The organism is Pseudomonas sp. dw_612 (assembly GCF_018449725.1).
Lineage (GTDB): Bacteria > Pseudomonadota > Gammaproteobacteria > Pseudomonadales > Pseudomonadaceae > Aquipseudomonas.
Genome location: NZ_JAAVVC010000003.1, coordinates 1 through 26,290 on the forward strand (window position 1 = coordinate 1; position 26,290 = coordinate 26,290).

Here is a 26,290-nt window from a genome sequence, read left to right on the forward strand (position 1 = left end):
GGCTTTTCTATCAATAACTTGCAGAACGCTGGAAAACAGCCCGATTCCTTCTATAAAGAAGCGCCTCTATATAGATGGAATCCTCAAAGCACCCCAGCCTCCTTGAAAGCCGCCACCACACCGGCGTCCAAACCCAACACCCGCTGCAATACCTCCAGCGTGTGCTCCCCTAATAGAGGAGGCGCATTGCGATATTCCACAGGCGTCTCGGACAACCGTATCGGACTCGCCACCTGCGGCACCATCCCGGCCAATGCATGAGGCAGCTCTATAGCCAACCCACGCGCCAGCACCTGCGGATCGGCAAACACCTGCGCCAGATCATTGATCGGCCCACACGGCACGCCCGCCTGCTCCAACTGCACGACCCACTCAGCCGTAGTCTTGAACACCGTCGCTTGGCGAATCAGCGGAATCAATACCGCCCGATTGGCCACCCGCAACTTGTTGGTCGCGAAACGCGGATCATCTGCCCACTGCGACTGACCCGCCACCTCGGCAAACTTGCGGAACTGCCCGTCATTACCCACGGTGAGGATGAAATCACCATCCGCTGTAGGAAAGTCCTGATAAGGCACGATATTCGGATGCGCATTTCCCAGGCGTTTGGGCGCATTGCCCGTCGTCAGGTAGTTCATCGCCTGGTTAGCCAGGCAAGCCACCTGCACATCCAGCAGCGCCATATCGATATGCTGGCCGCCACCGTCATGATCCCGATGCGCCAATGCCGCCAGAATCGCCACCGTCGAATAGAGCCCGGTCAGAATGTCTGTCAGCGCTACGCCGACTTTCACCGGCCCGGCACCCTCATCACCTTCAGGTCGCCCGGTCAGGCTCATCAAGCCGCCCAAGCCCTGGATCATGAAGTCATAACCCGCGCGTTTGGCGTAAGGCCCGGTCTGGCCAAACCCGGTGATCGAGCAATAGATCAGATCCGGATTGATAGCCTTGAGCGATTCATAGTCCAGCCCATAAGCCGCCAGCCCACCGACCTTGAAGTTCTCGATCAGGATGTCCGACTTCGCCGCCAGATCAAGCACCAGCTTCTGACCTTCAGGCCGAGTGAAGTCGATGGTCACCGATTGCTTGTTGCGATTGGCCGACAAGTAATAAGCGGCCTCGCTGGTGTTCTCGCCATAGGCGTCTTTAAGGAACGGAGGCCCCCAGGCACGCGTGTCATCGCCATTGCCTGGGCGCTCGACCTTGATCACTTCGGCGCCAAGGTCCGCCAGGATCTGTCCGGACCAAGGCCCGGCCAGCACGCGCGATAAATCCAGTACCCGTAGATGCGAAAGCGCGCCCATGGCCGTTCTCCTATTAATAGAACGCCTGGATGCCAGTCTGCGCGCGACCCAGGATCAGCGCGTGCACGTCATGCGTACCTTCGTAGGTGTTCACCACTTCCAGGTTGACCAGGTGGCGAGCCACACCGAACTCGTCGGAGATACCGTTGCCACCCAGCATGTCGCGAGCCATGCGCGCGATATCCAGGGATTTGCCGCAGGAGTTGCGCTTCATCATCGAAGTGATCTCGACCGCCGCAGTGCCTTCATCCTTCATACGCCCCAGACGCAGGCAGCCTTGCAGGGCCAGAGTGATTTCGGTCTGCATGTCGGCCAGTTTCTTCTGGATCAACTGAGTGGCGGCCAACGGACGACCGAACTGCTGGCGATCCAGCGTGTACTGGCGAGCGGTGTGCCAGCAGAACTCGGCGGCACCGAGTGCGCCCCAAGAGATGCCATAACGCGCGGAGTTGAGACAGGTAAACGGACCTTTCAGGCCACGGACATCCGGGAAGATGTTCTCTTCAGGGACAAACACGTTGTCCATGACGATTTCGCCAGTGATGGACGCACGCAGGCCGACCTTGCCGTGAATCGCCGGAGCGCTCAGGCCTTTCCAGCCCTTCTCCAGAACGAAACCACGGATATCGCCGGCGTCGTCCTTGCCCCAGACCACGAACACATCGGCGATCGGGCTGTTGGTGATCCACATTTTGCTGCCAGTCAGGCTGTAGCCGCCTTCCACTTTGCGTGCACGAGTAATCATCGCGCCCGGGTCGGAACCGTGGTTCGGCTCTGTCAGACCGAAGCAACCGATCCATTCGCCCGTGGCCAGTTTCGGCAGGTACTTTTGTTTTTGCGCTTCGGTGCCAAATTCATTGATCGGCACCATGACCAGCGAGGACTGCACGCTCATCATCGAGCGATAACCGGAATCGACGCGCTCGACTTCACGGGCAATCAGGCCGTAGCTGACATAGTTCAGGCCGCTGCCACCGTATTCCTCAGGAATGGTCGCACCCAGCAGGCCCACGTCACCCATTTCACGGAAGATCGCGATGTCGGTCTTTTCATGGCGGAAAGCCTCCAGAACACGCGGCGCGAGCTTCTGCTGAGCGAATTGCTCGGCGGTGTCGCGGATCATGCGTTCTTCTTCGGTGAGCTGTTGATCCAGCAGCAGGGGATCGATCCAGTTGAAGCTAGCTTTACCGCCCATGAGTGAGTCCTCTCGAATCGGGTCAAATAACGTGGACTGATCCTAGGCCCGGTTCGTCGTCTCGGCAAACGAGGATTTCGCATACTGTTGTGCTAATTTCTCACTCCGAAGCATCGCTAAAGGTCATTAATGCGATGTATTAGTGAGGTTCACGTACATGCGCAGGAAAATCCCCAGTACAACCGCCCTGATCAGCTTCGAAGCGGCAGCGCGTCACGAGAGCTTTACCAAGGCCGCCCAGGAACTTTCCCTCACCCAAGGTGCAATTTGCCGACAGATCGCCAGCCTTGAGGAGTTCCTCAGTGTCGAACTGTTCCGACGCTCACGCCGCGGCGTGAAGCTGACAGAAGCCGGACTTTCCTACAGTCGTCGCGTCGCTACGCAACTCGACGCCGTGGAACGGGACACGCTGTCAGTGATGGGTCAGCAAGGCGCCAATGTCATCGAGCTGGCGGTGGTGCCGACTTTTGGCACCCAATGGCTGTTGCCGCGACTGAAAGACTTCCAGCAAAAACACCCGGAAGTCACGGTTAACCTCACTAACCGCACACGCCCATTTCTGTTCGCCGACACCGAGTTTGATGCCGCGATCTATTTCGGCGACGCGGACTGGTCGGGTACCGAATCCCACAGGCTGATGGGTGAAAACCCGATGCCGGTGTGCAGCCCCGCCCTACTGGGTAAAAAGACACATCTGACACCCGCTCAAATCGCGGAATTGCCCCTGCTGCAACAGACAACCCGCCCGTACGCGTGGCGCCAATGGTTCAACTCGCAGAACCTGAATATCCCGCGCGACATGACAGGCCCGCGTTACGAGCTATTCTCCATGCTCGCCCAGGCGGCCATGCACGACATGGGGATCGCACTGATTCCGCCGTTCCTGATTCAACGTGAACTGGCGGAGAAGCGCCTGGTGATTGCCAACGCTCAGGCTCTGTCGAGCATCAAGGCTTATTACTTGATGATTCCTGAGCGAAAGGTCGAATCGGCGTCTTTAAGAGCTTTTCGGGATTGGCTGGTCAACCAGGCGCACAGCTACAGCCTCGAAGGATAAAGGCTTTAGCCAATTAACTGACCTCGTAGTCAGCAAAACAAAAACACTACAGATATAAGTATTTGTCGCATATTCGTAGACTGTACTGACATGCAGTACAAACGTCCCACAAGTGCCTGAAATCGTGGCCTTGAGCCTCTATTTCGAAGCAATGACCACTCATTCACAACGCCGATGTGTAAATTGTTGAATTTCGACCAGAATCCTTACAAGGCACGGCCTGCAAGGGATTGAACCGGCTAGTTGCGACATTCGGTCACGGGGTGACTTGTAGTTAATTTTCCGTCACCCGTCATAATCCCTTGAAGGGCACAAAGTTCGCCTGCAAAATGCCGCGCCCCGCCCTGATTTGGCGGGATCGTGCTGATCGGCCGCCCCAGCCGCACCATCCGAAGTGCCTGGGTTTACTCAATAAGATCACGCAGGAGATTTGACGTGCACATTGGTGTTCCTCTCGAAACCCAGACGGGTGAAACACGGGTTGCTGCAACCCCGGAAACCATCAAAAAGCTGATCGGCCAGGGTCATAAGGTCACTGTACAAAGCGGCGCCGGGGTAAAAGCCAGCGTTGTCGACAGTGCCTATGAAGCGGCAGGCGCAACCATTGGCAGCGTCAACGATGCCTTTGGTGCCGAGCTGATTCTCAAGGTGGTCGCCCCCAGCGACAGCGAGCTGACTCTGATCAAGAGCGGCACCGTCGTCGTCGGCATGCTCAACCCGTTCAACAATGAAACCATCGCCAAACTCGCCGAGTGCGGCATTACCGCGTTTGCGCTGGAAGCCGCGCCGCGCACCTCCCGCGCTCAAAGCCTGGATGTGCTGTCTTCTCAAGCGAACATTGCCGGTTACAAATCCGTGCTGCTGGCTGCCCACTACTATCCACGCTTCATGCCGATGCTGATGACGGCGGCAGGCACCGTGAAAGCGGCGCGCGTGCTGATTCTCGGCGCCGGTGTAGCCGGTTTGCAGGCGATCGCCACGGCGAAACGTCTGGGGGCGGTGATCGAAGCGTCTGACGTGCGTCCTGCGGTTAAAGAGCAGATCGAATCCCTCGGCGCCAAGTTCGTTGACGTGCCTTACGAGACCGATGAAGAGCGTGAATGCGCCGTCGGTGTCGGCGGTTACGCGCGACCAATGCCCGCTAGCTGGATGCAGCGCCAGGCCCTGGCCGTGCACGAACGCGCCAAGCAAGCCGACATTGTCATCACCACCGCACTGATCCCGGGCCGTAAGGCGCCGACGCTGTTGAGCGCGGAAACCGTGGCGCAAATGAAGCCAGGCTCGGTGGTCATCGACCTCGCCGCAGCCCAGGGCGGCAACTGCCCGCTGACCGTGGCCGACCAAGTGGTTGTCGAGAATGGCGTGACCATTTGCGGCCCGACCAACCTGGCCGGAGAAGTCGCGGCAGACGCATCGGCGCTGTACGCCCGTAACTTGCTGGACTTCCTGAAGCTGGTCTTCAACAAAGAAGGTCAGTTCGAGATCAACCTCGAAGACGACATCGTCGCCGCGTGCCTGATGTGCCGCGACGGCCAAGTCATCCGCAAAAACGCCTAAGCAGGGATTCAGACGATGGAAGAGCTTATCTCCCCCGGTATCTACAACCTGATCATCTTCGTGCTGGCGATTTATGTCGGTTATCACGTGGTCTGGAACGTTACACCTGCGCTGCACACTCCATTGATGGCGGTGACCAACGCGATCTCGGCGATCGTGATCGTCGGCGCCATGCTCGCCGCAGCGTTGACCGTCACGCCACTGGGCAAGACCATGGGCACCCTCGCGGTGGCCCTGGCGGCGGTGAACGTGTTTGGTGGCTTCCTGGTTACCCGCAGGATGCTTGAGATGTTCAAGAAAAAAGCCCCGAAAGTCGTAAAAGAAGAGGCGCCTAAGTAATGAGCATGAATCTTGTCACGACGCTCTACTTGATCGCGTCGATCTGCTTTATCCAGGCCCTCAAAGGCCTGTCGCACCCGACCACGTCCCGGCGCGGCAACGTGTACGGCATGCTCGGCATGGCGTTGGCGATCCTCACCACCGTCGGCCTCATTTATAAGCTGGGCGCCGAGCTGGCGACGGCGGGTATTGGCTACGTCATCGTTGGCTTGCTGGTCGGCGGCACCGCCGGTTCGATCATGGCCAAGCGCGTTGAAATGACCAAGATGCCGGAACTGGTCGCCTTCATGCACAGCATGATCGGCATGGCGGCGGTGTTCATTGCGATCGCTGCGGTGGTTGAGCCGCAGTCGCTGGGCATCGTCAAGCAACTGGGGGATCCGATTCCTGCCGGCAACCGCTTGGAACTGTTCCTTGGCGCGGCCATCGGCGCAATCACCTTCTCCGGTTCGGTGATCGCGTTCGGCAAGCTGTCGGGCAAGTACAAGTTCCGCCTGTTTCAGGGCGCACCGGTACAGTTCGGTGGCCAACACAAGCTGAACCTGCTGCTGGGCCTGGCGACGCTGGCGCTGGGCATCACCTTCATGCTGACCGGCAATCTCAGTGCCTTCGCGCTGATGCTGGCCCTGGCCTTCGTGCTGGGCGTGCTGATCATCATCCCGATCGGCGGCGCGGACATGCCGGTCGTGGTGTCGATGCTCAACAGCTATTCCGGCTGGGCAGCGGCGGGGATCGGCTTCTCGCTGAACAACTCGATGCTGATCATTGCCGGTTCGCTGGTGGGTTCGTCCGGTGCGATCCTCTCGTACATCATGTGCAAGGCGATGAACCGCTCCTTCTTTAATGTATTGCTCGGCGGCTTCGGCAATACGGCGGATGCGGCCGGTCCTGCTGGTTCGAAAGAAGCCCGTCCGGTGAAATCCGGTTCGGCTGACGACGCAACCTTCCTGCTGACCAACGCCGACACCGTGATCATTGTTCCGGGCTACGGTCTGGCAGTAGCGCGAGCCCAGCATGCGCTGAAAGAGCTGACCGAGAAGCTGACCCATCGCGGCGTGACCGTGAAGTACGCGATCCACCCGGTGGCCGGTCGGATGCCTGGCCACATGAACGTATTGCTGGCCGAGGCCGAAGTGCCCTACGACCAGGTGTTCGAGATGGAAGACATCAACTCCGAGTTCGGCCAGGCCGACGTGGTACTGGTGTTGGGCGCCAACGACGTGGTCAACCCGGCGGCCAAGAACGATCCGAAGTCGCCGATTGCCGGCATGCCGATTCTCGAAGCGTTCAAGGCCAAGACCATCATCGTCAACAAGCGCTCGATGGCCAGCGGCTATGCCGGTCTGGACAACGAACTGTTCTACCTCGACAAAACCATGATGGTCTTCGGCGACGCCAAAAAGGTCATTGAAGACATGGTCAAAGCCGTCGAGTAAAACCTGCTCCAACGCAATACCCAAAACCTCAGCCTTTAGTAGGCTGGGGTTTTTTTATTCCCCGTGAAACCCGACCAAAGGCTCTAAATCAGGGCTCGGCATTCGACCATGGTAGCGGGACGGATTTTTTTCAAGTCACTAGACTGCACACCTTGCTTCCGTTGCCCGAGATAACAATCCATGTACCGTGATCGTATTCGCTTGCCCTCGTTGTTGGATAAGGTGATGAGCGCCGCTGACGCTGCCGCTCTGATTGAGGACGGCATGACCGTCGGCATGAGCGGTTTCACCCGCGCCGGTGAAGCCAAGGCTGTGCCCCACGCATTAGCCGAGCGCGCCAAAATCACTCCGTTGAAAATCACCCTGATGACCGGCGCGAGCCTGGGCAACGACCTCGATAAACAACTGACCGAGGCGGGCGTGCTGTCACGCCGCATGCCGTTCCAGGTCGATAGCACCCTGCGCAAGGCGATCAACGCCGGTGAAGTCATGTTCATCGACCAGCACTTGTCGGAAACCGTAGAGATGCTGCGCAACCAGCAACTCACGCGCCCGGACATCGCGGTGATTGAAGCCGTGGCGATCACCGAGCAGGGCCATATCGTGCCGACCACGTCGGTGGGTAACTCGGCCAGCTTCGCGATCTTCGCCAAGCGCGTCATCGTCGAGATCAACATGGCGCACAACCCGAATCTCGAAGGGTTGCATGACATCTATATCCCGACCTACCGCCCGACCCGCACGCCAATTCCATTGGTAAAGGTCGACGATCGCATTGGCAGCGCCGCCATTCCGATCCCGCCGGAAAAGATCGTCGCGATCGTGATCACCAATCAATCCGACTCGCCGTCCACCGTACTGCCGCCGGACACCGACACCCAGGCCATCGCCGATCACCTGATCGACTTCTTCAAGCAGGAAGTGGCTGCCGGGCGCATGACCAACAAGCTCGGCCCGTTGCAGGCCGGGATCGGCACCATCGCCAACTCGGTGATGTGCGGCTTGATCGACTCGCCGTTCGAAGACCTGACCATGTATTCCGAAGTGTTGCAGGATTCGACCTTCGACCTGATCGACGCTGGCAAACTGAGCTTTGCCTCGGGCAGTTCGATCACGCTGTCCGCCCGGCGCAATGCCGATGTGTTTGGCAACCTGGAGCATTACAAAGACAAGCTTGTGCTGCGCCCTCAGGAAATCTCCAACCATCCGGAAGTGGTTCGACGCCTGGGCATCATAGCCGTCAATACCGCGCTGGAATTCGATCTGTACGGCAACGTCAACTCCACTCACGTCTGCGGCACGCGGATGATGAACGGCATCGGCGGTTCAGGGGACTTCGCGCGCAATGCGCACCTGTCGATCTTTGTAACCAAATCGATTGCCAAGGGTGGCGCGATTTCCAGCGTGGTGCCGATGGTCAGCCATGTCGACCATACCGAACATGACGTCGACATTCTGGTGACCGAGATCGGCCTGGCTGACCTGCGTGGCCTGGCGCCGCGGGAACGGGCGCGGGTGGTCATCGACAACTGTGTGCATCCGGACTATCGCGAAGCCCTGAATGACTACTTCACAGCGGCCTGCGCGCTCGGCGGTCACACCCCGCACATCCTGCGTGATGCACTGAGCTGGCACATTAATCTGGAAGAAACCGGGCGGATGCTGGCAGTCTGATTGGCATCAATAACAGCTGACGCAAGAACAGTTGCGTCAGCTGATGCTTGCAACACCCACCCCTGTCGAAAACTGTACTGCTGTACTGGTCTTTTCCTACCGTATTTACCTACATTTCCGAGGTCATCTGTCGAAAATGCACTCTATTGGTGCCGACAGGTACAGTTGCCTCAATTTAGACCAGTACACCCCCTATAAACAGTTAACTGGTCCCTCACAATACAAGTGAACTGTATCTAGGGAGACTGGCCAAACGAGAGGATCATTTGCATCAGTTAAACCACTACCTAATCCCGCCACAAGCGGAAGGATGTCAACCATGGAACGTACACTCAGTTCCGAACTGTTCTTCGAAGATACTGCTGCAAAAACCCAGGCTTCCATGCCTCTTCGCGTTATCGCCAACCTGATGTTGTGGCAGCGCCGCATTACCAGCCGCCATCAATTGGCTCGTCTGGATTCGCGTCTGCTGGCTGATGCCGGGATTAGCGAAGCACAACGTTACGAAGAGCTGAGCAAGCCGTTCTGGCGCTAAGTAGCGTCGCTGGCTCTGACCTGTAGGGTCCACCGCCAGCAACCCGAATTGAACAAACAAGACCCGTCGTGGGAAACCACGGCGGGTTTTGTCGTATCAGGACCATAAAAAATCATACCAGTACAGTTTTTACATAATAGAAAACAACCAGTACACCGTCATTTCATCCATCTGGACTGTCCCATTCCCTGCGCACCGGCCTAATATCCAATCAGAAGGTGGCGAACGCTGCATGACCGGCGTCTGATCTTTCAGACACTGCGCCACCTCTCAATCGGTTCATCCAAAGGAGCTACCCCATGTCCCGTCTTCTTCTGCTGAGCGCTGCAGCCCTGCTCGCCGTGGCTGCCAACGCCCACGCCACCAGTTTTATCGTGACCACCGACGCCGTCGTTGGCGCACTCAAATCCAGTTCCGACGCAACTTCCGATGTCTCTTCTTCGCTGCGCGACAACAAAATCGTACGCGCCGCCCGTGATGACGCCGCCAGCTTCGTCGCCAGCAATGGCGACATTCGTGGTGTGAAACTGGAAAGTGCAATCGATGAGATTCACCGCCAGCTGCCCCAACTAAACGCTACAGATGCACAGATTGCCCAGGCCATCCTGGCGATCTAAGCATCAGCTCAACGACGGGACACGCGCAACGTGTCCCAATGTTTCGGCGCTGGCTCTAGTCCGGGCATTGCGCTAGCCTTGGGACTCGTTTCCAGCTATCGAGTCTCATGCGTTTTCTTTCGAATCTGTTGCTCACGCAGGCGATCTTCGTGGCCTGCTGGTCGGGATCGGCCCATGCCTTCGACGCTTTCAACCTCTCGACACAAGGCACTGTGGTTAGCGGCTATGCCACAAGCATGGTGACCTCCGCGCCCTTCGACCATAAACTGCTGATCGCCGCTCAGGATGACGCTGCGGCGTTCATCGCCAGTGACGGCCAACTACGAGGAGCGCAACTGGAATCCGCCCTGGATTATCTGCGTCGGACCCAGCCAAAACTTCATGCCAGCGACCTTGAACTGGCACAGGCAATTCTCGTCCAATAGTTATCATCGTTCCTCCGGAGTCGTTCCATGCGTAGCCCGCTGATTGCTGCCACCCTTGGCCTGCTGTTGTTGGCCGACGTGGCCCAGGCACACACCCTGGTTGCCACCAGTAACATGATCATCCGTGCCACCCAGCGCACACTTGATTTCACTTCCGATACCACCACCTCCATTCGCGATTCGAAAATCGTCCGCGAAGCCCATGACGATGCGGCCAGCTTCGTCGCCAGCGATGGCGAAATTCGTGGCGCGCACCTGGAAGCGGCCCTCAACACTTTGCGCACCCGCGTGCCGGAAGCCCGCGACGCCAGTGATCAGGTTCTCGCCGAAGCCATCCTCGCACTGTGAGGTCGCTCAGCGCCTGGCTGCTGGCCGGGGTGGTGTTGCTGCTTGGCAACACCGCTCAGGCCGGTCTGCAATTACGCCTCAAGACCGACGGTCTGAGCCCCGCGCAAGTGCAGGCCAGCCAGGCGCTGCTCGATGAAGCCATGCAGGCATTGCCGCCGCGCTTCGTCGAGCAACTGGATCGGCGCATCGATGTCGGCTGGACCGACGAAATGCCCGGCAACGCCTATGGCCAGGCGTCACTGGTGTCCGAACTCGATCTGAATCGCAACCTGCTTGCCAGCCTCACCGACGGCAGCGCCGCGACCAAAAAGACCTATCGCCCCCACGGCACCGTGCGCCGGGAAATGCTGGCTACGGTCCTGCACGAACTGACCCATATTTACGATCGCTCGCGCCTGTGGCCAGACGCCGAGCGCACGCTGATCCAGCGCTGCAACCAGCGTAACAACAGCTCCGGACTGATCGGCATCCCCGACCAATGCCGCGGTCAGACCGCACGACGCTTTACCCTCAGTGACGACCCGCGCCTGCTCGATCTGGCCGGCTGGCCGCAATACGTCGGCCGCCGTGGCGAACGGGAACAGCACAACCGGCAAGTCGCCCGCAGCCCGGACATCTACGAAACGACCAACCCCAAGGAGTTCGTGGCGGTCAACATGGAGTATTTCCTCCTGGACCCGAGCTACGCCTGCCGTCGTCCCGCACTGTACCGCTATTACAAAGAACATTTTGGCTGGGCGCCCGCCGCCAAAGACACCTGCGCCAAAACCTTCGCGTTCCTGAATGCCGGCAACGACTTCGCCAAGACGCCGCTGGGCCAGGTCGATCCGGAGCGGGTTTACGCCGTGGACTATCTGCTGGCCGAAGCCAATCAGAACTGGGTCAGCCGCTGGGGCCACAGCATGTTGCGTCTGGTGATCTGCGCGCCGGGCCGGCCACGCGGGCCGGATTGTCGGCTGGATCTGGACCAACATCTGGTGCTCTCCTACCGCGCCTTCGTCGGTGACGTACAACTGTCGAGTTGGGACGGTTTGGTCGGTAAATACCCGTCGCGCTTGTTTGTCTTGCCGTTGGCCCAGGTCATCGACGAATACACCAAGACCGAATTGCGCAGCCTCGCCTCGGTGCCGCTGAACCTGTCGCGCACCGAAATCGAAGAAGTGGTGGAACACGCGGCGGAAATGCACTGGAGCTACGACGGCAACTACTTCTTCCTGTCCAACAATTGTGCGGTGGAAAGCCTGAAGCTGTTGCGCAGCGGCAGCAACAACGCGCAACTGACCGGCCTGGACAGCATCATGCCCAACGGTTTGCTGGAGGTGCTCAAAGGTCGCGGACTGGCGGACACCAGCGTATTGGACGACCCGCGCGAAGCCTTGCGCCTGGGTTATCGCTTCGACTCGTTCCGCGATCGCTATCAAGCGATGTTCGAAGTGCTGAAAAAGCACTTGCCGATCCAGCAGACCACCGTCGAAGACTGGCTGTCATTGAGCGCCGAAGATCGGCGTAAATGGATTGATCAAGCTGATTTGCGCACCAGTGCGGCATTGCTGTTGCTGGAGCAGGCCAGTTTCCGTCGCCAGCTACAACTGGCCCAGGATGAAGTGAAACAGCGTTATCTGGGTGCCCGTGAACTGAAAAACGGCGGCATGGACAAGGCCAACGCGACCTTGCAACAGATTCTCGCCAACAGCGGCTTCCTCAGCCGCCCCGCCGAATTGCTTGGCTCCGGTGGTTATGGTTTGCCACAGCCGAGCGAGTCGGCACGTCTGGAATCGGAAACCAGCCTGCGCCAGAAGCAGCTGCAATCGCTGACCGGGGATCTGGATAAGGAAGTTCGCGCGTTGTTGGAACCGAGTCGCGCGGCGGAGATCGCGGCCAATGAAGCCAATTTGAAGCAGGTTGGCGAGCATTTGCGGGCGTTGCACAAAGCGGCGGGCGGCTTGGAATTACCCTGACAACATCACCGCAGGACTGTTGTAGCAGCTGGCGAAGCCTGCGTTCGGCTGCGAAGCAGTCGCAAATCCATCCATCTCGGTCTGCTTGATGTACCGCAGCGTCTGATTTTACGACTGCTTCGCAGCCGAACGCAGGCTTCGCCAGCTGCTACATAAGCTGTGCTCAGCCTGCAGAATCGGGATCGATCAGTTCAACACGTTATCCAGAATTTCATAAACAATCCCGGTCCCCACGGCGATCAGCACGATATCGCCACCGGCCCGACGCCACTCGTAACCCTGATATTGCGGTAACCGGCCCAAGGCTCGGCCATCCAGGCGTTCGCCGTAATAGCCGTGAGGCAACGGCCGGCCGCGTTCCAGATGAATGCCTGGAGGCGGCGGCGCACCGCGTACGAAATAACCGTGATTGTCATGAATGGTCTGGCGCACCGGACCAAAATCCCGTGGCGGAGGGCCGCCGCGATGGTTGTCCTGCGGACCACGGTGATCATTGCCACGGTTGTCGCCATGATCATTGCCGTGGTTATCGTATTGGCCCTGCTGCGGGCCGCCGTGGTCGTGATCGTCGCGCTGATCGGCGCTGGCGTGCAGCAACGGGGTCGCACTGAGCATCAGTACGCCCAGGCTGGCAATCAGACGTTTCGGCATTTTCATCGGGGGGTTCCTCACTGCACAAACAGCAAAAAGGGATTCAGAACGTCGTCCTGAATCCCTCGGTCTTGCTGTTTAGTGTGTGCGGCGAGGCGCTAATTCCTCTGTATCAAGAACTTTACCTTCAGCTGACCCGGGCCTTACGCACACCCTCGGAAAGCGCGGCGCAAAGGCTCAACACACCGTCGATGGCCTGGTCCGGCGTCGAAGCACTGGCGATGTGATCGATCAGTGCCGAACCCACCACCACACCGTCCGCCAAACGCGCGATGGACGCCGCTTGCTCCGGCGTACGGATACCAAAACCAATGCTGATCGGCAGGTCGGTGTGGCGACGCAGACGCGCGACCGCTTCCTCGACATGCTCCAGCGTTGCCGCGCCCGCGCCGGTCACGCCCGCAACCGACACGTAATAAACGAAACCGGAGCTGCCGTTCAAAACGGTCGGCAAACGCACGTCGTCGGTGGTCGGCGTGGTCAGGCGGATAAAGTCCAGACCGGCAGCCTGGGCCGGATCGCACAGTTCGCCGTTATGTTCCGGCGGCAGATCCACCACGATCAAGCCGTCAACACCGGCGGCTTTAGCGTCCGCGATGAAACGCGGCACGCCATACATGTGAATCGGGTTGAAGTAACCCATCAGCACCAGCGGCGTCTCGGTATTGCCTTCACGGAACTCGCGAACCATTTGCAGGGTTTTCGCCAGGTTCTGCTTGGCGCCCAGGGCGCGGATGTTGGCCAACTGGATGGCCGGGCCGTCGGCCATCGGATCGGTGAAGGGCATGCCCAACTCGATCACGTCGGCGCCAGCGCCGGGCAAGCCTTTGAGGATGGCGAGCGAGGTGTCATAGCTCGGGTCGCCAGCAGTGACGAAGGTCACCAGGGCGGCGCGGTTCTGTTCCTTGAGTTCGGCAAAGCGCGTTTGCAGGCGGCTCATCAGTGTTTCTCCTGCTTCGATTGTTCCATGTGGTGCATCACGGTTTGCATGTCTTTGTCGCCACGGCCAGACAGGTTGACCACCATCAGGTGATCCTTTGGCAGGTTTGGTGCGCGTTTGAACACTTCGGCCAGGGCGTGGGCGCTTTCCAGTGCAGGAATAATCCCTTCCAGGCGGCAGCATTTGTGGAACGCATCGAGGGCTTCGTCGTCGGTCACCGAGGTGTACTGGACGCGGCCGATGTCATGCAACCATGCGTGCTCCGGGCCGATGCCTGGGTAATCGAGGCCGGCGGAAATCGAGTGCGCGTCAATGATCTGGCCGTCGTCGTCCTGCAACAGGAAGGTGCGGTTGCCGTGCAACACACCCGGTACACCGCCGTTCAGGCTGGCCGCGTGCTTGCCGGTCTCGATGCCGTAACCGGCGGCTTCGACGCCGATGATCTCGACGCTCTTGTCGTCGAGGAACGGGTGGAACAGGCCCATGGCGTTGGAACCGCCGCCGATGCACGCCACCAGACTGTCCGGCAGACGGCCTTCCTGGGCTTGCAGTTGCGTACGGGTTTCTTTGCCGATCACAGCCTGGAAGTCGCGAACCATGGCCGGGTACGGATGCGGCCCGGCGACGGTGCCGATCAGGTAGAAGGTGCTGTCAACGTTGGTCACCCAGTCGCGCAACGCTTCGTTCATCGCATCTTTCAGGGTGCCGGTGCCGGCCACGACCGGGATCACTTCGGCGCCCAGCAGCTTCATGCGGAACACGTTGGCCTGCTGACGCTCAATGTCAGTGGTGCCCATGTAGATCACGCAATCAAGGCCGAAACGTGCGGCCACGGTGGCGGTCGCCACGCCGTGCATGCCGGCGCCAGTCTCGGCGATGATGCGTTTCTTGCCCATGCGCCGCGCCAGCAGAATCTGGCCGATGCAGTTGTTGATCTTGTGCGCGCCGGTGTGGTTCAGTTCTTCGCGCTTGAGGTAAATCTTCGCGCCGCCGCAGAATTCGGTCAGGCGTTCAGCGTAATAAAGCGGACTTGGACGACCGACGTAGTCGCGCTGGAAGTAGGCCAATTCTTCTTTGAATGCCGGATCTTCCTTGGCCAATTCGTATTCACGGGCCAGGTCGAGGATCAACGGCATCAGGGTTTCGGCGACGTAACGGCCGCCGAACGAGCCAAACAGGCCGTTGGCATCGGGGCCGTTGCGCAAATTAGTCTGGGTCATGGGTCGCTCCAGTGGGATTCGTGTGATGACAATGACGCTCACTCTACCCCTGACGTTTCGCCCTGAAAACCGATAAGATCGCCGCAACCTGTCAGAAAAACTCACAGATCCCATGAGCCACGACCTCCCTCCGCTGAACGCCCTTCGCGCCTTCGAAGCCACTGCTCGCTTGAACAGCGTCAGTCAGGCTGCCGAACAGCTGCACGTCACCCATGGCGCGGTCAGCCGGCAACTGAAAGTGCTGGAAGAACACCTCGGTGTCAGTCTGTTCATCAAGGATGGGCGTGGCCTTAAACTCACAGATGCCGGGATTCGTTTACGTGATACCAGCACTGAAGCATTCGAGCGATTGCGCACCGTGTGCGCCGAACTGACCCAAAGCACCGCCGATGCTCCGTTCGTGCTTGGTTGCTCGGGCAGCTTGCTTGCGCGTTGGTTCATCCCGCGCCTGGGACGGTTGAACGCGGATCTGCCGGACCTGCGCCTGCACCTGTCGGCCGGGGAAGGCGACCTCGATCCACGTCGACCGGGGCTGGACGCCTTGCTGGTGTTTGCCGAGCCGCCGTGGCCGGCGGATATGCAAGTCTATGAGCTGGCCAGCGAACGCATCGGCCCGGTCATGAGCCCAAGGTTCGCCGGGTACGAAAGGCTGCAAAAGGCGCCGGCCAGCGCGCTACTGAGTGAACCGCTGCTGCACACCACCTCGCGCCCGCAAGCCTGGCCGAGCTGGGCACAGCAAAGCGGCCTCGACGCCAAGGCGTTGAGGTACGGTCAGGGTTTCGAGCATTTATATTATTTGCTGGAAGCGGCGGTGGCTGGGCTGGGTGTGGCGATTGCCCCGGAGCCGTTGGTGGCCGAGGATTTGAAGGCCGGCCGCCTGGTCGCGCCGTGGGGTTTCAGTGAAACCCCGGCGCAACTGGCGTTGTGGCTACCCAAGCGTGCCGCGGACGGACGCGCTCGGCAGTTGGCGCAGTGGCTCAAGAACGAGCTGCGCCAAGCGGATTAGTCGCCGCGTTTGCACAACAGGTAAGCCGCGAGCAGACCCAGCGCACCAACGGCGACGCCCGCTGTAGTCCAAGGGTGTTCCTGGGCGTAGTCCCGGGTCGCGATCCCGGTTTCGCGGGTTTTCACTTTGACTTCTTCGTAAGCATCACTCAGCAAGTGGCGAGAATGCTTCAGCGCGTTCTCAGCGTTGCTTTTCAGCGCCTTGAGGGTTTTACGCGACTCGTCCGAGGCGTCGTCTTTCAGGTTTTCCAGCGACTTGAGAAGACTCTCGATCTCGGCTTCCATGCTTTGCAATGAGGCTTTACGTAAAGAGGTGTTGGCCATGGTGGCTCTCCTTCATTGGTGATGAGTAGCGTGTGTTGGTTGGGACTTCAGGGGTTTGAGAAAGTGCAGTAAATCTGAACTTTGCTGTGGGAATGGCCGACAGAAGTAATACGAAAAATCACTGCTAGGCTGTATTTCATACCCCAAGGAGAACGCCATGACTGACCATCACACCTACAAGAAAGTCGAGCTGGTCGGCTCGTCCCCTACCAGCATCGAAGATGCGATCAACAATGCGCTGGCCGAAGCCAGTAAAAGCCTCAAGCATCTGGAATGGTTCGAAGTGACCGAAACTCGCGGTCACATCAAGGACGGCAAGGCTGCCCACTTTCAGGTGACCTTGAAAGTCGGGTTCCGGATTGCCAGCAGCTGAGTTTGAGCTAGGCTTCTGAACTTGCGCGCTGGCCGAGTGCCATAGGGAATGGCAAAGCGCTACATGTGTGCGCCTGGCTGATCGCCGGGCGCCCCTATTGATCCGACCAGGGAATGCAACCGATGAAGAAGTTTATTTTGGCGGTAGGTTTGTTGAGCCTTGCAGGAACAGCCTTTGCTGACGGTAAGTCGTGTGAAGAACTGAAAGCTGAAATCGCCGCGAAACTGGACGCCAAGGGCGTTGCCGGTTATTCGCTGGAAATCGCCGATAAAGGCGCGGCAGCTGGCGGTAAAGTCGTCGGTACCTGTGAGAAAGGCACCAAAGTCATCGTCTACACCAAGTAGGCTGGTTTCTGCACAAATGAAAAAGCCGACGCATTGGCGTCGGCTTTTTTGTGCCCGCCGTTTGAGCGTCAGCCCTTCATGACCTGCGCCAGCAATTCGTAGGAATGCACGCGATCGGCGTGTTCGTACAGGTCGCAGGTAAAGATCAGTTCGTCAGCCTGGGTCTGCTCGATCAACACGTCCAGTTTGGCGCGGATTTTCTGCGGGCTGCCAACCATGGCCAGACCGAGGAAATCGCCCACTGCTTCTTTTTCATGGGGCAACCACAAGCCATCCATGGTTTTCACCGGTGGACGTTGCACCAGGCTCTGGCCACGCATCAGGGCAAGGATGCGTTGGTAAACCGACGTCGCCAAGTAATCGGCCTGTTCATCGGTGTCGGCTGCCACCAACGGCACGCCGAGCATCACGTAAGGCTTATCCAGCACCGCCGAAGGCTTGAAGTGATTACGGTAGACGCGAATCGCTTCGTGCATGAAGCGCGGTGCGAAATGCGAGGCGAAGGCGTAGGGCAAACCGCGCTCACCGGCCAGTTGCGCACTGAACAAGCTCGAACCCAGCAACCACACCGGAACATTGGTGCCGGTGCCCGGCATCGCGATGATCCGCTGGTCCGGCGTGCGTGGGCCGAGGTAACGCACCAGTTCTGCAACGTCTTCCGGGAATTCGTCGGCGCTGCCGGAGCGTTCACGGCGAAGTGCGCGGGCGGTCATCTGATCGGAACCGGGCGCGCGGCCCAGGCCCAGGTCGATACGGCCCGGATACAGACTTTCAAGGGTGCCGAACTGTTCGGCGATCACCAATGGCGCGTGGTTGGGGAGCATTACGCCGCCGGAACCGACGCGAATGGTCGAAGTGCCGCCGGCCAGGTAACCGAGCAGAACCGAGGTCGCGGAACTGGCGATGCCGTCCATGTTGTGGTGTTCGGCGACCCAGAAGCGGTTGTAGCCGAATTTTTCGACGTGCTGCGCCAGGTCCAGGGAATTGCGCAGCGACTGGGCCGCGCTGCCGTTCTCCCTCACGGGCACCAGGTCGAGGGTTGAGTACTTGATATCGGACAGTCGTTTCATAAACCTGCTTCTCCAATGGGGCGCAGGTTTTTTTCACGAACGAAAACCTGCCGAGTCTGAAAGCGTTCCCTATGCAATGAGGGCATATACCCGAGTTTCAATAGCAGACCTGAATTTGCCTACCAGATAAGCGGTTTGATCCGACAAGGTGAACTTTGCCAAGTCTTCTATCCTCAGAACCCTGAGCAACCGAAAACCACGAAGGCGCGACGTTCCGCGCCGGCTCTTGAGGAGGCAGACATGGCTATCACGAAGAAAGCATCGGCTCATTGGGAAGGTGATCTGAAAACCGGCATCGGTTCGATTTCCACGGAAACCGGTGTACTCAGGGAAGCGCCCTACGGCTTCAAGGCCCGTTTCGAAGGCGGCAAGGGCACCAATCCGGAAGAGTTGATCGGCGCAGCCCACGCGGGCTGTTTCTCCATGGCGTTTTCGATGATCCTCGGCGGCGCGAACCTCACGGCTGAAAGCATCGATACCCAAGCGGAGGTCACTCTGGACCAAGTCGGCGAAGGGTTTGAGATTACGGCAGTGAAACTGATCCTCAAGGCAAAAATCCCCGGAGCGACCCAAGCGCAGTTTGAAGAGCTGAGCAACAAGGCCAAAGAAGGCTGCCCGGTGTCCAAGGTGCTGAATGCGAAGATCAGCCTGGATGCTACGTTGGTTAGCTGATGTTTTTTCAGGTTTGATTTGACGCTGAATGTACTGACGCCTTCGCGAGCAAGCCCGCTCCCACAATTGGAATGCATTTCGAATGTGGGAGCGGGCTTGCTCGCGAAGGCGGTCTTATAAACGACACAACTCCTACAACTGAACAGGGGGTTTGTGAGCGAAGTCAGAACTCGCTTTGCAAAACTGTGGTCGAATAAATGACAGCAGCTCAAGCGCATCAACCCGCGCGCTGCCTCAAGGGAGCTTCAACCATGAAACGTTTTGCCTTGGCGATTATCTGTTGCGCGCTGGCCACTTCGGCCCTGGCGGCACCGAAATCCTGTGAAGAACTCAAGGCCGAGATCGAGGCCAAGATCCAGGCCAACAACGTCTCGTCCTACACCCTGGAAATCGTCACCAATGACGAAGTCCACGATCAGAACATGGTCGTTGGCACGTGCGAAAACGGCACCAAGAAGATCATCTACCAAAAGAACGATCGTTGATTGACCTCATATGATGCAGAGGACTTCCCGGTCTTCGGCCACGATCTCCCGCTTGGCGTTATACAGCCGGGCGCTGGGGGTAAAGGCCAGGGAACGACCTTCCAGCATGTAACGCTGGCCGGCCTCGAACTTGTCGTAGCGAATGGTCAGGTAGCACAACCGCTCCGAGGAATCGTTCAAGAACCCCGAGCCGCCCGTGAACACTTCAAAGTCGAAGCGCACCTTCAGCTCATGACTGCCGGGGGTGACCTGAAAGAAGCGCCCGTCCGTCAATCGTTGGTTATCCAGGCGTTCAGCCATCATCAATTTGCCACCGGGGGTCGGTGTAGACATGTCGACCCAGGCCATCTGTGGATCGACGGCCGGCAGCGGACTCAGGCAACCGGAAAGAGCGCTCGCCCCGAGCAACAGCAATAACCTGCGCATGATGAATGTCCCGATGATTGGTCATTCAGCATAGCGCCGATCAGGTGCGTTGGCAGCCGGCAGGCGTACCCTGCCCAATGACTTTTCGCTGCTGATCGTAGAGTTTTGCCCACGGCCGGAAACCGATATTTCCAGCTTGCAGCTGATAACGCTGGCCGGCGTTGAAATCCTTGAATTTCACACTCAATTGGCAATCGCGCCATAGCGGCTCGCTTGCCGGGCCGATGTTGGTGGGATCGACGGCGAACTGGTAGCGAACCTTCAATTCATGGCTGCCGGGCTGTACTTCGAAGAAACGTTTGTCGGTGGCGGCCTTGTCATCGACCTTCAACGCCTGCAACGCCGAATCTTCCTGCTTTGAAGCCAGGTCGATCCAGGCCTGGGACGGATCAGGATCGGGCATTCCAAATCCGGCACAACCGGCCAGCGTCAGCAGGCCCCCTGTCAGCATCAATTTGCGCATAGCGGAGCTCCAGTGTGGCGGGATAGTCTTGTGGGCAGACTTTCCAGGGATGTTTTTATTGTGATCAGGCCGCTTCCAAGCCTTGGGTTACTTGATCGCGTTTTGCGCGTTTTGTTTCCGGGTGTGTTGTTTTTGTTGCTCAACGGTTGCGCCAGCGTCAGCTATTACAGCCAATTGGCCAGTGGTCAGCTGCAATTGCTCCGGGCCCGGGAGCCGGTGGCGAGGGTGATTGCCGACCCCCAGCGCGATCCGCAACTGCGAGCGCACCTGGCGCAGTCGCAAAAAGCCCGGCTGTTCGCCAGCCAGCATCTGCACCTGCCGGATAACCAGAGCTATCGCCTGTACGCCGACATTGGCCGACCCTACGTAGTCTGGAATGTCTTCGCCACGCCGGAATTTTCCCTGAAGCCGCAAAACCATTGCTTCCCCATCGCCGGTTGCGTTGCCTATCGCGGTTACTACAGCCAGAGCGCAGCCCGGGGCGAAGCAGCAATCCAGCGCCTGCAAGGCATGGACGTGTCGATCGGTGGGGTCGAGGCTTACTCGACGCTAGGCTGGTTCAACGACCCGATCATCAGTTCGATGATGAACTGGGGCGACGAACGACTGGCGACGCTGATCTTTCATGAACTGGCCCATCAACGTTTTTATGTGAAGGACGACACCGAGTTCAACGAATCCTTTGCCACGTTTGTCGAGCAGGAAGGCACTCGACAATGGCGTGCCAACCGTGGGCTTGCCCCGGACAACGGCGCCGCGCTACAGCAGCGTGATCAGCTCACTCAATTGGTTCTGGCCACCCGCGCACGCCTTGAACACCTGTACGCCCACCCCCTGCCGATCGAGCAGATGCGCCAACGCAAAGCCGCTGAATTTGACCGGCTGCGCAACGACTATCGAACCCTGCGTGACAGGCAATGGGCCGGGGATAAACGCTACGACGCGTGGGTCAACGCGCCGATGAACAATGCCAAGCTGCTGCCGTTTGGTCTGTATGACCAGTGGGTGCCGGCGTTTGCGGCGTTGTTCAGGCAGGTGGGTGGGGATTGGGTGAGGTTTTATGCAGAGGTGGAGAAGCTGGGCCGGTTGCCGGTTGTTGAGCGTAAGGTGGCGTTGAAAGTGTTGGCCGGGCCGGAGAGTAGCGATGGCTGATCCGGCCTCTTCGCGGGCAAGCCCGCTCCCACAGGGAATTTGTGTCTGATCAGAGTATTTTGATCCACGCCGATCAACTGTGGGAGCGGGCTTGCCCGCGAAGGCGATCTTATTAACGCTGCAAAAACGCCCGATGCATCTCCTCCAGCGTTTCAAAATGGTAAGTCGGTGTTTCAGCGCTCAGTTCTTCACGGCTGCCAAATCCGTATCCCACCGCCGCTGCATCCAGGCCATTACTCCGCGCACCAATCAAATCGTGCTTACGGTCGCCAATCATCAGGGTGTTGGCCGGGTCCAGGCCTTCCTCTGCCATCAGGTGGGCAATCAGTTCGACTTTGTTGGTCCGCGTCCCGTCCAGTTCGCTGCCGTAAATCACTTTGAAGTGTTTGGCGAAGTCGAAGTGTCGGGCGATTTCCCGGGCGAACACCCAGGGTTTGGAGGTGGCGATGTAGAGCTGTCGCCCTTGCCCGCTCAGGGTTTCCAGCAGCGGAGTTACGCCGTCGAACACGCGGTTCTCATACAGGCCGGTGACTTTGAAACGCTCGCGATAGAAGTTCACCGCTTCCCAGGCCTTGGGTTCGTCGAATTCGTAAAACTGCATGAACGCCTGCAACAACGGTGGGCCGATGAAGTGTTCCAGTTTGGTCAGATCCGGTTCATCGATGCCCAGTTTGGCCAGGGCAAATTGGATCGAGCGGGTAATGCCCTCGCGCGGGTCGGTCAGGGTGCCATCGAGGTCGAACAAAACAGTTTGGTAATGCATGAATAATCCTGGGCAATCGTAGGAAAGAGTCAGAGCTGGTCGTAGCCTTCGGCCAGATGCAGATCCTTGAGCTTCACGTAGTTCGCCGCGCTGTAGGTGAAAAAGGCATTTTCCTTGTCCGTCAGCCGCCGGATCTGTTTCACCGGGCTGCCGACATACAGAAAACCGCTTTCCAGACGCTTACCCGGCGGCACCAGGCTGCCGGCGCCGATGATCACATCGTCCTCGACTACCGCACCGTCCATGACAATGCTGCCCATGCCGATCAACACACGACTGCCTACCGAGCAGCCGTGAAGCATGACTTTGTGGGCGATGGTCACGTCATCGCCGATCAAGCATGGAAAGCCGTCGGGATTGAACGGCCCGGCGTGGGTGATGTGCAGCACGCAGCCGTCCTGGACGCTGGTGCGCGCGCCGATGCGGATGCGGTGCATGTCGCCGCGGATTACCGTCAGCGGCCAGACGGAGCTGTCTTCGCCGATTTCTACGTCGCCGATTACCACCGCCGAGCCGTCGACAAAAGCGCCTTTGCCCAGCAGCGGCGTGTGGTTCAGATACTTGCGAAGGGTCACGATAGGTTCTCTCTCTGTCGCTGATAGCTGCGGTGAGCGTCGATTGTAATTAAGATGGCCGTATGTTTCTTCCAGCCAAGGTGCCAACCGTGAGCGTGAACAACCCTCTTTTGCAGTCCTACGACCTGCCGCCGTTCTCGGCGATCCGTGCCGAACACGTGCAACCGGCCATTGAACAGATCCTGGCTGACAACCGCGCCGCCATTATCGAGATCCTCAAAACCCAGGGCAAACAACCGACCTGGGCCGGCCTGGTGTTGGCGATGGACGAACTCAATGATCGCCTGGGCGCCGCCTGGAGCCCGGTCAGCCACCTGAATGCCGTGTGCAACAGCGCCGAATTGCGCGAAGCCTACGAGTCCTGCCTGCCAGCCCTGAGCGCCTACTCCACCGAGATGGGCCAGAACCGCGAACTGTTCCAGGCTTTCGAAGCCTTGGCCAACAGCCCTGAAGCCGCCGGTTTCGATGTGGCGCAAAAAACTATCCTGGAACACGCCCTGCGTGACTTCCGTCTGTCGGGTATCGACCTGCCTGAAGCCGAGCAGAAGCGTTACGCCGAAGTGCAGAGCAAGCTCTCGGAGCTGGGCAGCCGCTTCTCTAATCAACTGCTCGACGCGACCCAGGCCTGGACCAAACACGTTACCGATGAAGCCGCCCTCGCCGGCCTCACCGATTCGGCCAAGGCGCAAATGGCCGCAGCAGCCCAGGCCAAAGGTCTGGAAGGTTTTCTGATCACCCTGGAATTCCCGAGCTACTACGCGGTGATGACCTACGCCCAGGACCGCGCCCTGCGCGAAGAAGTCTACGCCGCCTACTGCACCCGTGCGTCGGACCAAGGCCCGAATGCCGGTCAGAACGATAACAGTCCGGTGATGGAAGAAATCCTCGACCTGCGTCAGGAGCTTGCAAAACTCTTGGGTTTCGCCAGTTTCTCGGAGCTGAGTCTGGCCACCAAAATGGCTGAATCCAGCGACCAGGTACTCAGTTTCCTACGTGACTTGGCCAAGCGCAGCAAACCGTTCGCCGCTCAGGATCTGGAACAGCTCAAGGCGTACGCCGCCGAACAGGGCTGCCCGGACCTGCAAAGCTGGGACAGTGGTTTCTACGGTGAAAAACTCCGTGAACAACGTTACAGCGTTGCCCAGGAAGCCCTTCGCGCCTACTTCCCGATCGACAAAGTACTCGGCGGTCTGTTCGCCATCGTGCAGCGCCTGTACGGCATCGAAATCGCCGAGCAGAAAGGCTTCGACACCTGGCACCCGGACGTTCGCCTGTTCGAAATCAAGGAAAACGGCCAGCACGTCGGCCGCTTCTTCTTCGACCTCTACGCCCGCGCCAACAAGCGCGGCGGTGCCTGGATGGACGGCGCCCGCGATCGTCGCCGCACCGCCGAAGGCGTGCTGCAAAGTCCGGTGGCCAACCTGGTGTGCAACTTCACCCCGGCGGACAGCGGCAAGCCTGCGCTGCTGACCCACGATGAAGTCACCACCCTGTTCCACGAATTCGGCCACGGCCTGCATCACCTGCTGACCCGCGTCGAACATGCTGGCGTGTCCGGTATCAACGGCGTGGCGTGGGATGCGGTCGAGTTGCCAAGCCAGTTCATGGAAAACTGGTGCTGGGAGCCGGAAGGCCTGGCGCTGATTTCCGGTCACTACGAAACCGGCGAGCCGCTGCCGCAGGACCTGCTGGGCAAAATGCTCGCGGCGAAAAACTTCCAGTCCGGCCTGATGATGGTCCGCCAACTGGAGTTCTCGCTGTTCGACTTCGAACTGCACGCCACCCACGGCGACGGCCGCAGCGTGCTGCAAGTGCTCGAAGGCGTGCGCGACGAGGTGTCGGTCATGCGTCCCCCGGCCTACAACCGTTTCCCGAACAGCTTCGCCCACATCTTCGCCGGTGGTTACGCGGCGGGTTACTACAGCTACAAGTGGGCTGAAGTGCTGTCGGCCGATGCTTTCTCGAAGTTTGAAGAAGACGGCGTGCTCAACGCCGATACCGGTCGCGCCTTCCGCGAAGCGATCCTGGCGCGCGGTGGTTCCCAGGAGCCAATGGTGCTGTTCGTCGACTTCCGTGGCCGTGCACCAACGATTGACGCACTCTTGCGCCACAGCGGCCTGAGTGAGGACGCGGCAGCATGAGCGAGGGGCCTGTGATCACGAAAAAACGCTTTATCGCCGGGGCGGTCTGCCCGGCGTGCAGCGAGCCGGACAAGTTGATGATGTGGAACGAAGACGAGGTCCCGCACCGCGAGTGCGTGGCCTGCGGTTATTCCGACACGCTCAACGAACAAGGCTTGTCCGTGCCCAAGGAATTGGGCACGCGGGTTAACGTTTCGGCACTGAAAGCGCCGGACGCCAAGGTTCAGGCGGTGCAATTCTTCCCGAACCCGAAGCTGAAGAAAAAGCCTGACGAGCAACATTGAGTCACCACTTGTGGGAGCGGGCTTGCTCGCGAATGCGGTGTGTCATTCGGCATTGATGTTGACTGATACATCGCATTCGCGAGCAAGCCCGCTCCCACAGGGCTTTCTAATTCCTACTTTTCGATATTGGCCGACTTGAACCAGCTCTTCATCGAGCACATGGCGAACGGGCTGGTGCTGCAATCACCATTGGCCAGCGCGGTGCGCAGTTTGTCGGTATCCGCCTGCATCATGTAGCGAACGCTGTCCTTGAAGTGGATGCTGTCGCCAAACCCGCCCTCGGTCATTTCATTCAGCGCGTCTTCCTTGCTCCATCCTTGCACCACGACCCGGTACATCGCCGCCATCAGGCCGGTGCGGTCGGAGCCGTGTTTGCAATGCATCAGCACCGGGCCTGTGGCCTCGGCAGTCTGAATCGCACGAAGCGCCGCAATGACCTGCGCGTCATCCACGTGGTTGGTGCGATAAGGCAGTTGGACCAGGTTGATGCCGGGCACGGACAGCCAGCGAGTGTCGGACTCCGGCAGGAAGTTGATGACGGTTCCCACCTTGAGTTGTTCGAGCAAGGGTACCGCCCCGCTGTCCGGCAATGCGCTGCGATAAAGAGTCGGGGACATTTGGTAGAGGTTGTATTTCGCCTCCACTGACTGGGCCCATTCCGCAGGTCGAGGTGATGCAGCTTCATCGGCCATGGCCAGCGACAGATTGAAAAAAGCGACCAACGATAGGCACATCGCAGGGATAAGACGGGTTTTAGACATTCTGGGCGACCGTACGGGAAAAAAGCGGAGTGATGAGTCTCAGCTTCAGCCTTGAGCGGTCAACGCACTGTGAGCCGCCTGTCAAAGAATCGTGAATCCATCGACGCGCAGGCTACTTTCGTTGCAAAAACCCGGTTTATTTAAGCTGAATCGGTTCATCTTGATACTTAGCCTGCTACCATTTGTTACGAAAGTT

The 26,290-nt window shown here is 59.0% G+C and carries 30 protein-coding genes and 1 pseudogene; 18 read left to right on the forward strand and 13 right to left on the reverse strand.

The window, feature by feature from the left end; all coding sequences use genetic code 11:
• Positions 1–83: 83 nt before the first annotated feature.
• Together HB680_RS05625 and HB680_RS05630 are read right to left on the reverse strand one after the other, a co-directional pair.
• A complete protein-coding gene (locus HB680_RS05625) occupies positions 84–1,304 on the reverse strand; it encodes a CaiB/BaiF CoA-transferase family protein (RefSeq protein ID WP_213937606.1) in 1,221 nt (406 codons plus the stop codon).
• Positions 1,305–1,317: 13 nt separating this feature from the next.
• Positions 1,318–2,499: an acyl-CoA dehydrogenase gene (locus HB680_RS05630; RefSeq protein ID WP_123513385.1), complete on the reverse strand. Its 1,182-nt coding sequence runs from the start codon at positions 2,497–2,499 to the stop codon at positions 1,318–1,320.
• A 157-nt stretch (positions 2,500–2,656) separates the two neighbouring features.
• Here HB680_RS05630 and HB680_RS05635 point away from each other — a divergent pair, with 157 nt between their 5' ends.
• From HB680_RS05635 to HB680_RS05680, 10 genes are all read left to right on the forward strand, one after another.
• Entirely contained in the window at positions 2,657–3,556 is a 900-nt protein-coding gene (locus HB680_RS05635) for a LysR family transcriptional regulator (RefSeq protein ID WP_213937607.1), read from the forward strand.
• A 435-nt stretch (positions 3,557–3,991) separates the two neighbouring features.
• On the forward strand, positions 3,992–5,113 hold the full coding sequence (locus tag HB680_RS05640) for a Re/Si-specific NAD(P)(+) transhydrogenase subunit alpha (RefSeq protein ID WP_213937608.1): 1,122 nt from the start codon (positions 3,992–3,994) through the stop codon (positions 5,111–5,113).
• 15 nt (positions 5,114–5,128) lie between these two features.
• A complete protein-coding gene (locus HB680_RS05645) occupies positions 5,129–5,452 on the forward strand; it encodes an NAD(P) transhydrogenase subunit alpha (protein ID WP_007947884.1) in 324 nt (107 codons plus the stop codon).
• Positions 5,452–6,888 (forward strand): NAD(P)(+) transhydrogenase (Re/Si-specific) subunit beta, encoded by a 1,437-nt coding sequence (locus HB680_RS05650; protein ID WP_213937609.1) that lies wholly within the window; start codon positions 5,452–5,454, stop codon positions 6,886–6,888. Before HB680_RS05645 ends, HB680_RS05650 begins: the two co-directional genes overlap by 1 nt.
• 180 nt (positions 6,889–7,068) lie before the next feature.
• Complete coding sequence (locus tag HB680_RS05655; protein WP_213937610.1) at positions 7,069–8,562, forward strand: acetyl-CoA hydrolase/transferase family protein; 1,494 nt, start codon at positions 7,069–7,071, stop codon at positions 8,560–8,562.
• A gap of 319 nt (positions 8,563–8,881) precedes the next feature.
• Positions 8,882–9,097, forward strand: a complete 216-nt coding sequence (locus tag HB680_RS05660) for a DUF1127 domain-containing protein (protein ID WP_030129620.1) — start codon at positions 8,882–8,884, stop codon at positions 9,095–9,097.
• A gap of 299 nt (positions 9,098–9,396) precedes the next feature.
• Entirely contained in the window at positions 9,397–9,714 is a 318-nt protein-coding gene (locus HB680_RS05665; RefSeq protein ID WP_213937611.1) for a DUF2388 domain-containing protein, read from the forward strand.
• A gap of 107 nt (positions 9,715–9,821) precedes the next feature.
• Positions 9,822–10,139, forward strand: a complete 318-nt coding sequence (locus HB680_RS05670; RefSeq protein ID WP_054047918.1) for a DUF2388 domain-containing protein — start codon at positions 9,822–9,824, stop codon at positions 10,137–10,139.
• 27 nt (positions 10,140–10,166) lie between these two features.
• Positions 10,167–10,487, forward strand: coding sequence for a DUF2388 domain-containing protein (locus tag HB680_RS05675; protein ID WP_213937612.1), 321 nt, complete (start codon positions 10,167–10,169; stop codon positions 10,485–10,487).
• On the forward strand, positions 10,484–12,445 hold the full coding sequence (locus HB680_RS05680; RefSeq protein WP_213937613.1) for a DUF4105 domain-containing protein: 1,962 nt from the start codon (positions 10,484–10,486) through the stop codon (positions 12,443–12,445). The genes HB680_RS05675 and HB680_RS05680 overlap by 4 nt, the downstream gene beginning before the upstream one ends.
• 186 nt (positions 12,446–12,631) lie before the next feature.
• Here the strand turns inward: HB680_RS05680 and HB680_RS05685 are convergent, their stop codons facing one another.
• The 3 genes from HB680_RS05685 to trpB all read right to left on the reverse strand — a co-directional run bounded on the left by HB680_RS05685 (position 12,632) and on the right by trpB (position 15,256).
• A complete protein-coding gene (locus HB680_RS05685; protein WP_213937614.1) occupies positions 12,632–13,102 on the reverse strand; it encodes an anti-virulence regulator CigR family protein in 471 nt (156 codons plus the stop codon).
• Between the two features lie 121 nt (positions 13,103–13,223).
• Positions 13,224–14,036, reverse strand: a complete 813-nt coding sequence (gene trpA, locus HB680_RS05690) for a tryptophan synthase subunit alpha (RefSeq protein WP_213937615.1) — start codon at positions 14,034–14,036, stop codon at positions 13,224–13,226.
• Positions 14,036–15,256, reverse strand: a complete 1,221-nt coding sequence (trpB, locus tag HB680_RS05695) for a tryptophan synthase subunit beta (protein ID WP_213937616.1) — start codon at positions 15,254–15,256, stop codon at positions 14,036–14,038. The genes trpA and trpB overlap by 1 nt, the downstream gene beginning before the upstream one ends.
• Positions 15,257–15,368: 112 nt before the next feature.
• Here trpB and HB680_RS05700 point away from each other — a divergent pair, with 112 nt between their 5' ends.
• Positions 15,369–16,262 (forward strand): LysR family transcriptional regulator, encoded by an 894-nt coding sequence (locus tag HB680_RS05700; RefSeq protein WP_213937617.1) that lies wholly within the window; start codon positions 15,369–15,371, stop codon positions 16,260–16,262.
• On the opposite strand, the gene HB680_RS05705 is transcribed toward HB680_RS05700, so the two are convergent.
• Positions 16,259–16,585: a DUF883 family protein gene (locus HB680_RS05705; protein WP_054047930.1), complete on the reverse strand. Its 327-nt coding sequence runs from the start codon at positions 16,583–16,585 to the stop codon at positions 16,259–16,261. The genes HB680_RS05700 and HB680_RS05705 overlap by 4 nt on opposite strands.
• A gap of 157 nt (positions 16,586–16,742) precedes the next feature.
• Between HB680_RS05705 and HB680_RS05710 the strand changes: the two genes are divergently transcribed.
• Together HB680_RS05710 and HB680_RS05715 are read left to right on the forward strand one after the other, a co-directional pair.
• On the forward strand, positions 16,743–16,958 hold the full coding sequence (locus HB680_RS05710; protein WP_054047931.1) for a dodecin: 216 nt from the start codon (positions 16,743–16,745) through the stop codon (positions 16,956–16,958).
• Between the two features lie 122 nt (positions 16,959–17,080).
• The gene (locus HB680_RS05715) at positions 17,081–17,302 is read left to right on the forward strand and encodes a DUF1161 domain-containing protein (RefSeq protein ID WP_213937618.1); all 222 of its coding nucleotides are present in this window, start codon (positions 17,081–17,083) and stop codon (positions 17,300–17,302) included.
• A gap of 68 nt (positions 17,303–17,370) precedes the next feature.
• Here the strand turns inward: HB680_RS05715 and HB680_RS05720 are convergent, their stop codons facing one another.
• Complete coding sequence (locus HB680_RS05720) at positions 17,371–18,372, reverse strand: LLM class flavin-dependent oxidoreductase (RefSeq protein ID WP_213937619.1); 1,002 nt, start codon at positions 18,370–18,372, stop codon at positions 17,371–17,373.
• A gap of 240 nt (positions 18,373–18,612) precedes the next feature.
• Here HB680_RS05720 and HB680_RS05725 point away from each other — a divergent pair, with 240 nt between their 5' ends.
• Both HB680_RS05725 and HB680_RS05730 read left to right on the forward strand, forming a co-directional pair.
• Positions 18,613–19,044, forward strand: coding sequence for an OsmC family protein (locus HB680_RS05725; RefSeq protein ID WP_213937620.1), 432 nt, complete (start codon positions 18,613–18,615; stop codon positions 19,042–19,044).
• Positions 19,045–19,295: 251 nt separating this feature from the next.
• A complete protein-coding gene (locus HB680_RS05730; RefSeq protein ID WP_213937621.1) occupies positions 19,296–19,529 on the forward strand; it encodes a DUF1161 domain-containing protein in 234 nt (77 codons plus the stop codon).
• A 6-nt stretch (positions 19,530–19,535) separates the two neighbouring features.
• Here HB680_RS05730 and HB680_RS05735 read toward each other — a convergent pair whose 3' ends face one another.
• Together HB680_RS05735 and HB680_RS05740 are read right to left on the reverse strand one after the other, a co-directional pair.
• Positions 19,536–19,955 carry a hypothetical protein gene (locus HB680_RS05735; protein ID WP_213937622.1) on the reverse strand — a complete coding sequence of 140 codons (420 nt, stop codon included), beginning with the start codon at positions 19,953–19,955 and terminating at the stop codon, positions 19,536–19,538.
• Positions 19,956–19,995: 40 nt separating this feature from the next.
• Entirely contained in the window at positions 19,996–20,418 is a 423-nt protein-coding gene (locus HB680_RS05740) for a hypothetical protein (protein WP_213937623.1), read from the reverse strand.
• A gap of 60 nt (positions 20,419–20,478) precedes the next feature.
• Here HB680_RS05740 and HB680_RS05745 point away from each other — a divergent pair, with 60 nt between their 5' ends.
• Positions 20,479–21,570, forward strand: coding sequence for an aminopeptidase (locus HB680_RS05745; protein ID WP_213937624.1), 1,092 nt, complete (start codon positions 20,479–20,481; stop codon positions 21,568–21,570).
• 112 nt (positions 21,571–21,682) lie between these two features.
• On the opposite strand, the gene HB680_RS05750 is transcribed toward HB680_RS05745, so the two are convergent.
• Positions 21,683–22,333, reverse strand: coding sequence for an HAD family hydrolase (locus HB680_RS05750; protein ID WP_213937625.1), 651 nt, complete (start codon positions 22,331–22,333; stop codon positions 21,683–21,685).
• Between the two features lie 29 nt (positions 22,334–22,362).
• Positions 22,363–22,908, reverse strand: coding sequence for a gamma carbonic anhydrase family protein (locus HB680_RS05755; protein WP_213937626.1), 546 nt, complete (start codon positions 22,906–22,908; stop codon positions 22,363–22,365).
• Positions 22,909–22,970: 62 nt separating this feature from the next.
• Between HB680_RS05755 and prlC the strand changes: the two genes are divergently transcribed.
• Positions 22,971–25,049, forward strand: a complete 2,079-nt coding sequence (gene prlC, locus HB680_RS05760; protein ID WP_213937627.1) for an oligopeptidase A — start codon at positions 22,971–22,973, stop codon at positions 25,047–25,049.
• The gene (locus HB680_RS05765) at positions 25,046–25,333 is read left to right on the forward strand and encodes a YheV family putative zinc ribbon protein (RefSeq protein ID WP_054047949.1); all 288 of its coding nucleotides are present in this window, start codon (positions 25,046–25,048) and stop codon (positions 25,331–25,333) included. The genes prlC and HB680_RS05765 overlap by 4 nt, the downstream gene beginning before the upstream one ends.
• Before the next feature lie 5 nt (positions 25,334–25,338).
• On the opposite strand, the pseudogene HB680_RS33070 reads toward HB680_RS05765, so the two are convergent.
• Together HB680_RS33070 and HB680_RS05770 are read right to left on the reverse strand one after the other, a co-directional pair.
• Positions 25,339–25,431, reverse strand: a pseudogene (locus tag HB680_RS33070) (metal ABC transporter ATP-binding protein); the annotation flags it as partial.
• A 15-nt stretch (positions 25,432–25,446) separates the two neighbouring features.
• Complete coding sequence (locus HB680_RS05770; protein ID WP_213937628.1) at positions 25,447–26,094, reverse strand: tyrosine-protein phosphatase; 648 nt, start codon at positions 26,092–26,094, stop codon at positions 25,447–25,449.
• Between the last annotated feature and the right edge of the window lie 196 nt (positions 26,095–26,290).